Origin of the sequence: Caulobacter sp. 73W, assembly GCF_041021955.1 — a bacterium.
Lineage (GTDB): Bacteria > Pseudomonadota > Alphaproteobacteria > Caulobacterales > Caulobacteraceae > Caulobacter.
The window spans coordinates 2129026-2142612 of sequence record NZ_CP158375.1 but is presented as its reverse complement, the minus strand read 5'-3'; the positions used below and the strand labels follow the sequence as shown (position 1 = coordinate 2142612).

The window sequence follows — 13587 nt, the reverse complement described above, 5'->3', positions numbered from 1 at the left end:
TCCCGCGCCTACTCCTCGATCGGCATGCCGTAGAGTTCGAGGCGGTGGTCGATCAGCTTGTAGCCGAGCTTGCGGGCGATGGCGTGCTGAAGGGCCTCGATCTCCTCGTCCACGAACTCGACGACCTTGCCGGTCTTCATGTCGATCAGGTGGTCGTGGTGGTGATCCGGCGTCTCTTCATAGCGCGAGCGGCCGTCGCGGAAGTCGTGACGCTCGATGATGCCGCTTTCCTCGAACAGGCGGACGGTCCGGTAGACCGTGGCGATCGAGATGTGCGGGTCGATGGCGTGGGCGCGGCGGTGCAGCTCCTCGACATCGGGATGATCCTGCGCCGTCGACAGGACGCGCGCGATGACGCGCCGCTGGTCGGTCATCCGCATGCCTTTGTCGGCGCAAAGCTTTTCGAGGCGGTCCAAGGGGCTGTCTCCAGGTCTTGTGCGTCGCCGCCAACATAGGCGGACAGAGCTCAGGTGTTAAGGTCGCGGCGCATGACGAGCGCATCAACTTCGCCATCCGGGCGGCGGTAATAGCCGCGCCGGCGCCCGACTTGCGCGAAGTCGGTTGCTTCGTAAAGGCCGATGGCGGCCAGATTGTCGATGGCCACCTCCAGGAACAGACTGCGCGCGCCGTTCTGGCGGGCCTGATCGGCCGCCTGCAGCACCAGTTTGCGGCCCAGCCCCAGGCGGCGGGCGGCCGGATCGACGGCGATGGTCAGGATTTCAGCCTCATCCAGCACCACGCGGCACAGGATGAACCCCTGGCCATCCTCGACCAGGGCGAAGGCGCCGTCTTCCATCAGGTCGGCCAGCTCCGCCTCGCTCCACGGGGCGTCGAACGCCGCCCGGTGCAGGGCCGCCAGGGCGCCGGCGTCCTGGGCGAGGGCCGTCTTCATGCGTCGGGCAGGGTGGCGTAGGGCGGCCGCAGATACAGCGGGACCGGCTGGGCGACGGCGGGATCGGCCTTGGCGCCCAGGCGGGCGATGGCGGCGGGATCGGCCACGGCGAGCAGCGGCCCATCACAGTAAGCCCCGGGGACAAGCGGGCTCAGCAGGGGCTCGCCGCTACCCATGATCAGGGGGTCGTCGTTGGCGAATACCCAACGTGCCGCCACACCGACCTCCCCGATCCCATCGACGGCCGGATCATTGAGCGGCGCGTCGCCCTCAAAGGCCTGCCAGTAGATCTGTCCCTTCTTGGCGTCGATCGTGGCGATGCGCGGTTCGTCCCGTCCTTCAGCCAGTGCTTCTAGGGTCCCGATGCCGATGCAGGGGATATTCAAGGCCACGGCCAGGCCCTTGGCGAAAGCCAGGCCGACGCGAAGGCCGGTGAACGAGCCGGGTCCAACCGTGACGGCGATCCGGTCCAGGCTTGCGAAGTCCACGCCCGCCTGGGCCATGGTCTCGCGCACGATGCCGCCCAGGGCTTCCTGGTGGCCGCGCGTCATGGGCTCGGTGCGGCTCGCCAGGGTGCGATCGCCGTCGATGACGGCGGCGCTGCTGGCGGCGAGGCAGGTGTCGATGGCGAGGACGATCACGCCCCGCACCTAGACGATATGAGTCCCAGGCTCAAACCGGATCGTCAGAGGACCTGTTCGACCCGGGTCACTTCGGGGACGTAGTGCTTGAGCATGTTCTCGACGCCAGACTTCAGCGTGGCCGACGACGATGGACAGCCCGAGCAGGCGCCGCGCATGTGCAGATAGACCGCGCCGGTGTCGGGTTCGAACCGCGAGAAGACGATGTCGCCGCCGTCCTGCGCCACGGCCGGGCGGATGCGGGTGTCGAGCAGGTCCTTGATCTCGGCGACGATCTGGGCGGTTTCGCCCTCATAGACCCCTTCGTCGTGGCCGACGGCCTCGGCGTCGGTCAGCAGCGGGCGGGTCGAGGTGAAGTGGTCCATCACCGCCGCCAGGATCGGGGCCTTCAGGTGCGGCCACTCGGCCTCGGCGGCCTTGGTCACGGTCAGGAAATCCGGACCGAAGAACACCCGGGTCACGTCGCCCAGGTTGAACAGGGCGTCCGCTAGGGGCGAAACCTGGGCTTCTTCCGGCGTGCGGAACTCCCGCGTGCCCTCCCCCAGAACCTCGCGGCCGGGGAGGAATTTCAGGACGTCCGGGTTCGGCGTGGTTTCGGTCTGGATGAACATGGGCTCCAGATGGCGTCGCCGGCCGCCGATGGCAAGGGATTCAGGCCCGTTCGTAGATGCCGGTGATGCGGCCTTTCGCCGTCACCTTGCCCTCCATGGCCTTCAGAACCGCCTTGCGGCCCGGCGTTCCGGTCAGGGCCAGGGGCTCGGACACGGCGAAGAACTGGAACTCGTAACGGTGCGGTCCGTGGCCGGTCGGCGGATCCGGCGGCAGGTAATCGGAGCGCATATAGGCGTTCTTGCCCGTCTGAACGTCGTCCGTGGAGATGGCGCCGGCCTCCAGAGACCCTTCGGCCGGCAGGTTCCAGGCGATGGCGTGGACCAGGGGATCGGGCGTCGGAGCGTCCGGGTCCTCGACGATCAGCACCACGTCGGCCGTGCCGACCGGCGCGCCGCACCAGGACAGGGACGGGGACTTGCCCTCCCCATCGGCGGTGAAGGGGGCCAGCAGGCGGCCGCCGTCATGGAAATCCGCGCTGGTGACCGTCAGGGTTTCCGGCGCCTCGTCGAGGCCGTCCTGGAAATAGGCGATCTTCATCTGGCCGGCGCGGGCGTAGCGCAGCATGTCGCCGATGACGCGGGGGATCTTTTCGAGCATGGCGGGCTCTCCTTGCGGGCGATCAACGCGCCGCAGGCTTGGCCGTTGCCTTGCCCGCCTCAGGCCAGGTCGATGATCTCTTCGTCGGTCAGGTCGCCGGGGACCACCGTGACCGGGATCTTGCGGGCGCCGAAGCCGACGCCGTCCTTGGCGATGGAGGCGACCAGGGCCCCGGGACCCCGCCCGCCGGCCGCGGCGGCCAGGACGAGGATCTTGATCTCCGGATCGGCGGCGACCACGGCGCGGATGGCGGCCTTGGTGTTCTCGGCGTGCTTGATCAGGAATTCGGGCGCCTCGCCGGTCTCGGCCATGACCTGTTCGGCCAGCTTCTGCAGCACCGCCTCGGCCTCGACCCGTTCCTGGCGCTCGATTTCCTCGCGCACGCCGGACCAATGCTCGAACACCGCCGGCTCGATCACCCGCAGCAGCGCCACATGTCCGCCCGTGGAACGGGCGCGGCGGCAGGCGTAGCGCAGGGCGGCGGCGAACTCTTCGCTGTCGTCGGCGATGACCAGGAACTTGCGTCGGCTCATGGGGCGAAGTTGACCGAGGCCGCCGCGACGCGCAAGCGGCCCCGTCAAACCCCTAGAGCTGCCCCCTAGAGTTGGAGGAAGCCGACCAGCTTCTTGGTCTCGGCCACCACCGGGTCGGCGATGGCGCGGGCCCGCTCGGCGCCGTCCTTGAGCACGGCGTCGATCTGGGCCGGGTCGGACATCAACTCGCGCATGCGCGCGCCGATGGGACTCATCTTCTCGACCGCCAGCTCGGCCAGGGCCGGCTTGAAGGCCCCGAAGCCCTTGCCGCCGAACTCGGCGATAACCTGATCCTTGGTCAGGCCCGACAGGGCCGCATAGATGTCGACCAGGTTCTTGGCTTCCGGCCGGCCGGCCAGGCCGTCCAGCGTTTCCGGCAGCGGCTCGGGATCGGTCTTGGCCCGGCGGATCTTGTTGGCGATGGCGTCGGCGTCATCCATCAGGTTGATGCGCGAGGCGTCGGACGGGTCCGACTTGCTCATCTTGGCCGCGCCGTCGCGCAGGGACATGACCCGCGTCGCCGGACCCTCGATCACCGGTTCGGTGACCGGGAAGAAGCCCGGAGCGTTGAAGTCGTTGTTGAACTTCTGCGCGATGTCGCGGGTCAGCTCCAGGTGCTGCTTCTGGTCCTCGCCCACCGGCACGTGGGTGGCCTTGTAGAGCAGGATGTCGGCGGCCTGGAGCACAGGATAGGTGTAGAGGCCGACGCTGGAGCGTTCTTTGTGCTTGCCGCTCTTTTCCTTGAACTGGGTCATCCGGTCGAGCCAGCCGAGGCGCGCGACGCAGTTGAAGATCCAGGCCAGCTCGGCGTGCGCGGGCACGGCCGACTGCGGGAAGATGGTGGCCTTCTTCGGGTCCAGGCCGGCGGCGATGTAGGCGGCGGCGATCTCGCGCGTCTGGGCGGCCAGCACGGCCGGGTCCTGCCACACCGTGATGGCGTGCATGTCGGCCACGAAGATGAACGGCTTCTCGTCCTGGATATCGACGAAGCGTTTCAGGGCGCCCAGATAGTTGCCCAGGTGCAGGGCGCCCGAGGCCTGGATGCCGGACAGGATGCGTTTGGGGCCGGCGTAGGGGGCCGGAGCTTGATCGGTCATGGTGGTCAGCTTCTTTGAAAGATCGGAACGTGCGGCGTCAGGCCCGCGAGCGGGCTCTTAGGAGCGGCGCCATCGCCACGTGTCGCGTCCGGTCAGAACCATGGCCCGCTGGATAGAAGACGCGAGGCGGCGCGGCAAGCGTCGTCAGGCCTTGCGGCGACGCAGGACGGCCTTGGCCTCGGCCGGGGTGACGCCGCCAAAGGCGAACAGCAGGACTGGATAGAGGCCGCCCCCGACCATGCAGACCGCCAGGATGGCGATCTCCTTGGCGCCGAAGCGCAAGCCTTGCAGCGGCGCCTCGATCATCGGGCGGTAGTGCGAGGCGAGGCCGAGAAGGACGCCGAGCGCGACGCTGGCCGCCGCGACACGGATGATCTTGCCGACGGCGCGCTTGCTGGGCCGGTAGTCGCCCTTGCGGGCCAGGGCGGCCAGCATCTGGATGACGGTCAGCCAGGCGGCGAAGCTGGTGGCGGCCGCGATGCCGGGAATGCCGATGATCTGGAACAGGATCAGGCCGAGCGCGATGTTCACCGCCACCGAGATCAGGGCGAAGCGCATCGGCGCCTTGGTGTCCTGGCGGGCGAAGAACACCGGCGACAGCACGCGGTTCAGAACGAAGGCGGGAACACCCCAGCCGTAGTGCAGCAGGGCGGCGGCCGTGGCGCGGGCGTCGATGACCGTGAACTCGCCGCGCGTGAACAGGCCGTCGATCAGGAAGAACGGGATGGCGGCCAAGGCCGCCGCCGCCGGCAGGGTCAGGGCCAGGGCGAAGACGATGGCTTGGTCGGTGGCCGTCTGGGCCTCGTCGGTGTCGCCGGCCTGGATCGCCTGGGACAGGCGGGGCAGCAGAGCCACGCCCACGGCGACGCCGACAAGGCCAAGCGGCAGCTGATACAGCCGGTCCGCCGCCGCCAGCCAGGAGCGGCCCCCGGCCACGAAGCTGGCCAGGATGCCCGAGATGAAGATGTTGATCTGGGTGGCGCTGGCGGCGATGGCCCCAGGAACGGCCAGGGCGATGAGGGTCTTCACCTCCGGCGTCAGGCGCGGCCAGCGCAGGCGGATGTCGGCGCCGGCCTTGCGCGCGCCCCACCACAGCAGGCCCGCCTGCAGCATGCCCGCGATCAGCACCGCCCAGGCTGAGGCCCAGGCCCCGGAGATCGGATTGTTCTGCGGCCAGACGGCGGCCAGCATCACGATGTTCAGCAGCACCGGGAAGGCGCCGGAGACGATGAAGCGCCCCCGGGCGTTCAGCACCCCCGACAGCAAGGCGCCGATGGCCATGCAGGGCAGGTACGGCATGCTGATCTGGGTCAGGGTGACGGCCAGTTTGAACTTCACCGGATCCGCCGCGTAGCCGGGATTGATGGCGTACATCAGCCACGGCATGGCCAGCTGCGCCGCCAGGGTCAGCAGCAGGGTCGCCGCCGCCAGGGACGCCAGGGCGTCGGAGGCGATGCGGTCGGCGGCTTCCTCGCCCTCGCCCTTCAGGGTGCGGGCGTAAGCCGGGACGAAGGCCGCCGCGAACGCGCCCTCGGCGAAGATCCGCCGGAACAGGTTCGGGAACGACAGCATGGTGTTGTAGACGTCGGCAGCCGGGGTGGCGCTGGCGCCCAGCCGCGCGGTGATCACCAGATCGCGCAGCAGGCCCATGAACCGGCTGACCAGCGTCAGGCCCGAATAGATCATCGAGGAGCGGATCATCCCGCCGCCACGCTTGGCGGGGGCAGGCGTCAGCGCGTTGGTCGGTGCGGGTTCGGTCACAGCCGGCTTCTGCGCTCGCCCTCGAAAGCGGTCAAGGGAGCCTTTGACCGCCCGCTGGCGTTGAGCTTGACCGCAACGTCGCGGGCCGGGCGTTCAGACAGACCATGACCTTACCGCAGATCCTCGCCTTCTCTCTGGTCGGGGCCACCGTTCTGGCCTTCATCTGGGGCCGCTGGCGCTATGACCTGGTGGCGCTCGGCGCCCTAGCGCTCGGTGTGGCGATCGGCGTGGTGCCGGCGGAAAAGGCCTTCGAGGGCTTCTCCAACGACATCGTCATCATCATCGGCAGCGCCCTGGTGGTCAGCGCCGCCATCGCCCGTTCGGGGATCATCGAGATGATCATGCGGCCCTTGCTGCCGCACTTGAAGACCGAGCGGACCCAGGTGCCGGTCCTGGCGGGGGCCACGGCCCTGCTGTCGATGATGACCAAGAACGTCGGGGCTCTGGCGATCCTGATGCCGTCCGCCCTGGCCACGGCCAAGCGCAGCGGCACGTCGCCCGCTCGCCTGCTGATGCCCATGTCGTTCGGCTCGCTGGTCGGGGGTCTGGCGATCCTGGTGGGGACCTCGCCCAACATCATCGTCTCCGGCGTGCGCCAGGAGGCGACCGGCGAGCCGTTCGGCATGTACGACTTCACCCCCGTGGGGGCCGGCCTGACCCTGATCGCCATCGCGTATCTGACCCTGGCCTATCGCATCATTCCCAAGGACAGGCAGGGGACGGTCAGCCTGGACGCCGCCCTGGCCGCCAACGCCTATGTGACCGAGGCCGAGGCGCCGCTGGACTGGGCGCTGGGCAGCCTGCGGGTCAGCACCCTTAACGAGATCGGTGAGGGCGACGTGACCCTGGTCGCCATGGTCCGCGACGGCAAACGCCGGGCCGCACCCCATCCCAACACCAAGATCCTGCCCGGCGACATCCTGCTGCTGGAGGGCGAGCCGCAGTCCCTGGACGATGTGATCGTCAAGGCCAAGCTGCGCCTGACCCGTTCCGACCGGCCCGTGGCCATGGAGGAGCCGACCGACGAGGTGCGGGTGGTCGAGGCGATCATCAGCGCCAACTCCTCGCTGATCGCCTCCACCGCGCGCAGCCTGGCCCTGCACGAGGAATTCGGCATCAACCTGCTCGGCGTCAGCCGCGGCGGCTATCGCACCACCCAGCGGCTGGAGACCGTGCGCCTGCGGGCCGGCGACGTCCTGGTTTTGCAAGGCTCGGAAAAGAACCTGCCCGCCGCGCTGCAAGCCCTGGGCTGCCTGCCCCTGGCCGAGCGGGAGGTGCGCCTGGGCGGCATCCGCCACGTCTTCACCCCGGCCCTGATCCTGGCGGTCGCCATGGTGCTGGTCGCCTTCGGCGTCCTTCCAGTGGCCATGGCCTTCTTCGGCGCGGCGGTGCTGATCGTGGCGGTCGGCTCGCTGCGCATGCGCGAGGCCTATGCGGCGCTCGACGCTCCGGTGCTGATCCTGATCGCCGCCCTGATCCCGGTCAGCGACGCGATCCAGGCCACTGGCGGGGCGGACCTGATCGGCGGTGGGCTGTCGACCCTGTTCAACGGGATGCCGCCGATGATCGCCCTGGCGGCGATGATGATCGTGGCCATGGCGGCCACGCCGTTCCTCAACAACGCCGCCACGGTGCTGATCGCCGCGCCCATCGGCATGAGCCTGGCCCAGCGGCTGGGGCTCAATCCCGATCCGTTCCTGATGGCGGTGGCGGTCGGGGCGGGCTGCGATTTCCTCACGCCCATCGGCCACCAGTGCAACACCCTGATCCTGGGGCCCGGCGGCTACAAGTTCGGGGACTACGCCCGGCTGGGGGCGCCGCTGTCGCTGCTGGTGGTGGCGGTCGGCACGCCGCTGATCGCGTTCTTCTGGCCGTTGGCGCCGGTCTAGCGGGCGACGCTGGCCCGGGCGCGCTGCAGCCGGCCGGCCTTGGCGGCGGCCTCGCCCTCTTCCAGCACCGAGGTCAGGGCGCCTTTGAGGGCCTTGCGCTTGCGGGCGTCGGTCAGTTTCCCGCCCTCGGCGGTCTGGACGTAGAAAGCGTCCACGGCCCGCTCGCCATAGCCGTCGATGTGGGCCGACTGGATGGACAGTTCGGCCGCCGACAAGGTTCGGGCCAGGGCCTCCAGAAGGCCGGCGCGGTCACGACCCGAGGCCTCGACGACCGTGGCGTCCTCCGAGGCGTCGTTGTCGATGGCAACGCTGGGGGCGATAGCGAAGGCGGCGGTGCGGCCAAGGTCCAGGTTTCGCCGGGGCTCAAGCTGGCTGGGCTCGCCCCGGGCGGCGCTTTCCAGCGCCTCGACCAGGCGAGGCAGGGCGCGGGTGTTGTCGCAGCCGTAGGGCGCGCCGGCGGCGTCCTGCACATGGAAGACGTCAAGGGCCAGGCCCTGGCGGGAGGTGAAGACCCGCGCGCCGACCACATTGGCCCCCAGGCTGGCCAGGGCCAGGGCCAGGTCGGCGAACAGGCCCCGCCGGTCCTGGGCGGCGACCACGATCTCGGCGGCGTTGCGGTCGCTGCGGATGCGGGCCTCGGCGGCCGCGCCGCCATGCAAGGCCGCGCGACGCGACAGGGCGGCGTGGGCCAGGTGTTCCTCGGCCTGGAAGGCGCTGAAATAGGCGTCCTCCATGGCCGCCGCCCAGCCGTTGGCGGCCGGATCGGCCTCGGCCAGGACGGCGCGCGCGGCCTGGGCGGTGCCCGCGTGATGGCGACGTGCGGCGCCGGCGGGATCCGATCCACGTCCGCCGCGGAACGTCGCCTCGGTGGCGCCGTAGAGCTCGCGCAGCAGCTGGCCCTTCCAGCCGTTCCACACGCCCGGACCGACGGCGCGGATGTCGGCCACGGTGAGCACCAGCAGCAGGCGCAGGCGCTCGGGATTCTCGACGATGCGGGCGAAGGCGGCGACGGTCTGCGGATCGGCCACGTCGCGCTTTTGGGCGTAGTCGCTCATCACCAGGTGGTGCTCGACCAGCCAGGCGACCAGTTCGACCTTGCTGCGCTCGACCCCCAGCCTTTCGCAGGCGGAGCGGGCGGCGCGGGCGCCGGCCTTCTCCTGGCCGCCGACCCCGCCCTTGCCGGTGTCATGCAGCAGCATGGCCAGGAACAGGGATTCCCGATCCTGGATCAGCGGCATGATGGAGGCGGACAGGGGGTGATCCTCGGCCAGCCGCCCCTCGGCCAGATCGCCGATGACGCCGATCGCCCGCAGGGTGTGCTCGTCCACCGTGTACGAGTGGTACATGTTGAACTGCATCTGCCCGACCACGCGGCCGAACTCCGGCACGAACCGGCCCAGCACGCCGGAATCGTTCATCCGCGTGAGGGTCGCGTAGGTCTGCTTGCCCCGCGCCAGGACGCTGAGGAACGCCTCGGCCGCCGCTGGATCGCGACGCACCTTCGAGGTGATCAGCGGCAAGCAACGGGTCAGGGCCGTGAAGGCGTCAGGGTGGATGTCCAGGTCGCGCTCGTCGGCGATCTTGAACAGGCGGATCATGTCCACCGGGTCGCGTTCGAACACCTCGCGGCCGTCGACGTTCAGGCGGCCGTTCTCTTCATGGAAGCCTGGGCGGTCCAGCGCCTTGCGCTTGGGCCGGGCGGCGGGGATGAACCGCGACAGGCCCTTGGGCTCACGCTTGAACTGCTCGGCCTCCAGCTTGGCCGAGAAGGCGCGGGTCAGGGCCCCAACCTCCTTGGCGATCAGGAAGTAGCGGCGCATGAATCGCTCCACCGCCGGGGTGTCGCCGCCAGGACCGCCCCGGTCGCCATAGCCCATGCGACGGGCCACTTCCGGCTGCAGGTCGAAGGTCAGGCGCTCTTCGGGCCGGCCGGTGGTGAAGTGCAGGTGGGCGCGCACCGCGTGCAGGAAGTCGAAGGCGCGGACGAAGGCGCGCACTTCGCGTCGGTCGAAGATCTCCAGCCGGAAGACCTCGTCCGGATTCTCGACCGCGTAGATGTACTCGGCGATCCACATCAGGGTGTGCAGATCGCGCAGCCCGCCCTTGCCCTCCTTGATGTTGGGTTCGACCATGTAGCGCGACAGGCCGGCCTTGAGCTGGCGGTCGTCGCGCTCCTTGAGCTTGGCGGCGACGAAGGCGGCGTTGGTCCCCTTCATCACCTCCTCGCGGAAGCGGTGCTTCAGGTCCTCGGCCAGGGCCGCGTCGCCGGTCAGGCGGCGGGCCTCCAGGATCGAGGTGCGGATCGTGTAGTCCTCGCGCGACAGGCGCAGGCATTCCTCGATGGTCCTCGAGGCGTGGCCGACCTTGAAGCCCAGATCCCACAGCGCATAGAGCATGAACTCGATCACGCTCTCGGCGTGGGGCGTCTGCTTGTAGGGACGCAGGAACAGCAGATCGAGGTCGGAGAACGGCGCCAGGACCCCGCGCCCGTAGCCCCCCACGGCCAGCAGGGCCAGGCGCTCGCCCTCGGTGGGGTTGCGGGCCCGGAAGATGTGGACGGTGGTGAAGTCGTAGAGAGCAGTAACCACCTCGTCGGTGACGCCGCACAGCAGGCGGGCGGTTTCGATCCCACCGGCCCCGTTCTCCAGCCGCTCCTTGACGATCATCCGGCCCCGGAACAAGGCGCCCTTGAGGATCTCGATGGCCCGGCTGCGCTGCTCGGCCTGGTTTCCCTCGGCCTCCAGAGCGGCGGCGGACAGGCGCGTGCGCAGGGCCGCGCCGTCGACGACGTGTTCCAGGCGGGTGGGGCGAAGGCGGGGCGGCATGGGGAGCCTATATGGCGACCGTCGCCGGTTAAATTAAGGTTCGAAGGCGGTAGAGGGCGTCCAACGCCTCGCGCGGGCTCATTCCATCGACATCCAGATCGGCCAACGCCTTTTCTATGGGCGATGGACCGGTGCGGACGGGCTCCGGCGCGGTGGCGGCGAACAGCGGCAGGTCGTCGAGCTGGGCCGGGGCGTGGGCTTCGGACTCCAGCCGCTCCAGCACCTCGCGGGCGCGGGCGACGACCGGGGCGGGCACGCCCGCCAGCCGCGCCACGTGCACGCCGTAGGAGCGGTCGGCCGGACCGGACGCCACCTCGTGCAGGAAGACCAGCTCGCCGTTCCACTCCTTGGCGCGCAGCGACAGGTTGGAGATGTGGGCCAGCCGCCCCTCCAGGGTCGCTAGCTCATGATAGTGCGTGGCGAACAGGCCGCGGCAGCGATTCACGTCATGCAAAGCTTCCGCGCAGGCCCAAGCGATGGCCAAGCCGTCATAGGTGGCTGTTCCCCGTCCGATCTCATCCAGGATGACGAACGATCGCGGGGTGGCCTGGGTCAGGATGGCGGCGGTCTCGACCATCTCGGCCATGAAGGTGGAGCGGCCGCGCGCCAGGTCGTCGCCCGCGCCCACGCGGCTGAACAGCCGATCAACCACGCCCAGCTTCAGGCTGCGGGCGGGGACGTAGGATCCGGCCTGGGCCAGGATGGCCAGCAGGGCGTTCTGGCGCAGGAAGGTCGATTTACCCGCCATGTTCGGGCCGGTGACGATGGACAGGCGCGCGCCCGCGTCCCCCGCCGCGTCTAGGCGGCAGTCATTGGGGGTATATGCCTCGCCCGCGCGCTTGACCGCGGCCTCGACCACGGGGTGGCGGGCGGCGACGGCGTCGAAGCACAGGGAGCGGTCGACGACCGGCCGGCAGGCCTGGGCGTCCTCGGCCCATTCGGCCAGGCCCGAGGCGACGTCGAGACGCGCCAGGGCGTCGGCGGCCGCCGCGATCGGGGCGGCCAGCAGGCGGGCTTCCTCGCGCCAGGCTTCGAAGGCGTCGATTTCGATGGCCTGGGCGCGTTCGCCGGCGGCGGCGATGCGGGCGTCCAGGTCGGCCAGCTCCACGGTGGTGAAGCGCACCTGGTTGGCCATGGTCTGACGGTGGATGAAGGTGGCGTTCAGCGGCGGCTGGAACAGGGCGTCGGCCTTGCCGGCCGCCGCCTCCACGAAATAGCCGAGCACGCCGTTGTGCTTGATCTTCAGGGCCACGCCGCTGTCGGCGGCCAGTTTCTGCTCCAGCCCGGCGATCACCCGGCGACTGTCGTCGCGCAGGGCGCGGGCCTGATCCAGCTCGGGCCGGACATTGGCGGCCACGAAGCCGCCGTCGCGGGCCTGGGACGGCAGGTCGGTTCCGAGGCCGATCTCCAGCGCCTTCAGGAAGTTCGACAGGCCCGTGTCCATGGACGGGGTCAGGGCCAGCAGGGCCGTCTCGATCTCGGTCGGGGCGCCGGCGATGGGGGCGGGCTCGCGGGCGGTGTGGGCGACGATGCGCTCGCCGGTCTTCAGGGCGTCGCGCAGGCAGCCCAGGTCGCGGGGTCCGCCGCGGCCCAGGGCCAGGCGCGACAGGGCGCGGGCGATGTCGCCGGCGCCCTTCAGTTCCTCGCGCAGGCGCTCGCGCAGGGTGCGGCGCTCCAGCAGCCAGGACACCGCGTCCAGCCGCGCCTCGATGGCGGCGGGGTCGAGCAGGGGGCGCGAAAGACGGGCGGCCAGCAGGCGCGCGCCGCCGGCGGTGACGGTGCGGTCGATGGCGGCCAGCAGGGAGCCGTCGCGCGACCCCGACTGGGTTCGGTCGATCTCGAGGCTGGAGCGGGTGGCCGGGTCGATGGCCATGACGTCCGTCTCGGCCGCGCGGCGCGGCGCGGACAGGGCGGGCAAGCGGCCGGCCTGGGTGACTTCCAGATGGGCGGCGATCAGGCCGAGGGCGGCGACTTCCGCGCCCGAGAGATCGCCGAACCCGTCCAGGGTGTCGACGCCGTACAGCCGCTTGACCCGCGCTTCCGAGGCGGATGGCTCGACCAGGGCCGACGGCATGGGCTGGACCAGGCCCGGCGCGCCCTTCAGCGCCGCCGACAGGGCCTCGTCCGCGAACAGGCGGTCTGGAACCAGGACCTCGGAGGGGGACAGGGCCGCCAGAGCGGAGGAGATCGCGCCGGTCGCCACGCTCCAGCACTCCACCTCGCCGGTGGAAAGCTCGACCGCCGCCACCGCGGCCTGACCGGGGCGCACGGCCACGGCCGCCAGGCGGTTGGCGCCCCGGGCGTCCAGCAGGCCGTCCTCGGTCAGGGTGCCGGGGGTGACGACACGGACGAGGTCGCGGCGGACGACGGACTTTGAGCCCCGCTTCTTGGCCTCGGCGGGATCTTCCATCTGCTCGCAGAGGGCGACCTTGAAGCCCGCGCGGACCAGCTTGGCCAGATAGGCCTCGGCCGCATGGACCGGCACCCCCGCCATGGGGATCGGCTGGCCGGCGTGATTGCCCCGGAAGGTCTGGGCGATGCCGAGGGCCGCGGCGCCGCGGATCGCGTCGTCGAAAAACAGCTCGTAGAAATCGCCCATGCGGAAGAAGACCAGCGCATCAGGCTGGCGGGCCTTCATCTCGAAGAACTGAGCCATGACCGGCGTGGCGCCGGCGGCGTCGGGCAAGGTGGAGGAAGTCGGGGCGTTCATCGCCCCCGAGGCTACAGAGCGTCGCCCCGT

The 13587-nt window shown here is 70.2% G+C and carries 11 protein-coding genes; 1 reads left to right on the top strand and 10 read right to left on the bottom strand.

Annotated features, from left to right (window positions below; translation table 11 throughout):
* Positions 1-8 precede the first annotated feature (8 nt).
* From ABOZ73_RS09965 to murJ, 8 genes are all read right to left on the bottom strand, one after another.
* Complete coding sequence (locus ABOZ73_RS09965) at positions 9-416, bottom strand: Fur family transcriptional regulator (protein WP_369058009.1); 408 nt, start codon at positions 414-416, stop codon at positions 9-11.
* A gap of 50 nt (positions 417-466) precedes the next feature.
* A complete protein-coding gene (gene rimI / locus ABOZ73_RS09960) occupies positions 467-892 on the bottom strand; it encodes a ribosomal protein S18-alanine N-acetyltransferase (protein ID WP_369058008.1) in 426 nt (141 codons plus the stop codon).
* Positions 889-1533 (bottom strand): tRNA (adenosine(37)-N6)-threonylcarbamoyltransferase complex dimerization subunit type 1 TsaB, encoded by a 645-nt coding sequence (tsaB, locus tag ABOZ73_RS09955; protein WP_369058007.1) that lies wholly within the window; start codon positions 1531-1533, stop codon positions 889-891. Before tsaB ends, rimI begins: the two co-directional genes overlap by 4 nt.
* Before the next feature lie 44 nt (positions 1534-1577).
* On the bottom strand, positions 1578-2144 hold the full coding sequence (locus tag ABOZ73_RS09950) for a NifU family protein (RefSeq protein ID WP_369058006.1): 567 nt from the start codon (positions 2142-2144) through the stop codon (positions 1578-1580).
* Positions 2145-2184: 40 nt separating this feature from the next.
* Positions 2185-2742: a YbhB/YbcL family Raf kinase inhibitor-like protein gene (locus tag ABOZ73_RS09945; RefSeq protein WP_369058005.1), complete on the bottom strand. Its 558-nt coding sequence runs from the start codon at positions 2740-2742 to the stop codon at positions 2185-2187.
* A gap of 59 nt (positions 2743-2801) precedes the next feature.
* Entirely contained in the window at positions 2802-3275 is a 474-nt protein-coding gene (locus tag ABOZ73_RS09940; protein ID WP_369058004.1) for a universal stress protein, read from the bottom strand.
* Between the two features lie 65 nt (positions 3276-3340).
* Positions 3341-4372, bottom strand: a complete 1032-nt coding sequence (trpS, locus tag ABOZ73_RS09935; RefSeq protein WP_369058003.1) for a tryptophan--tRNA ligase — start codon at positions 4370-4372, stop codon at positions 3341-3343.
* Positions 4373-4516: 144 nt separating this feature from the next.
* Positions 4517-6073 carry a murein biosynthesis integral membrane protein MurJ gene (gene murJ, locus ABOZ73_RS09930; protein ID WP_369062513.1) on the bottom strand — a complete coding sequence of 519 codons (1557 nt, stop codon included), beginning with the start codon at positions 6071-6073 and terminating at the stop codon, positions 4517-4519.
* Positions 6074-6237: 164 nt separating this feature from the next.
* Here murJ and ABOZ73_RS09925 point away from each other — a divergent pair, with 164 nt between their 5' ends.
* Positions 6238-8022: an SLC13 family permease gene (locus ABOZ73_RS09925; protein WP_369058002.1), complete on the top strand. Its 1785-nt coding sequence runs from the start codon at positions 6238-6240 to the stop codon at positions 8020-8022.
* Here the strand turns inward: ABOZ73_RS09925 and ABOZ73_RS09920 are convergent.
* Complete coding sequence (locus tag ABOZ73_RS09920; RefSeq protein ID WP_369058001.1) at positions 8019-10847, bottom strand: [protein-PII] uridylyltransferase; 2829 nt, start codon at positions 10845-10847, stop codon at positions 8019-8021. The two genes, ABOZ73_RS09925 and ABOZ73_RS09920, sit on opposite strands and share 4 nt — an antisense overlap.
* 28 nt (positions 10848-10875) lie before the next feature.
* Positions 10876-13557: a DNA mismatch repair protein MutS gene (gene mutS / locus ABOZ73_RS09915; RefSeq protein ID WP_369058000.1), complete on the bottom strand. Its 2682-nt coding sequence runs from the start codon at positions 13555-13557 to the stop codon at positions 10876-10878.
* Positions 13558-13587 lie beyond the last annotated feature (30 nt).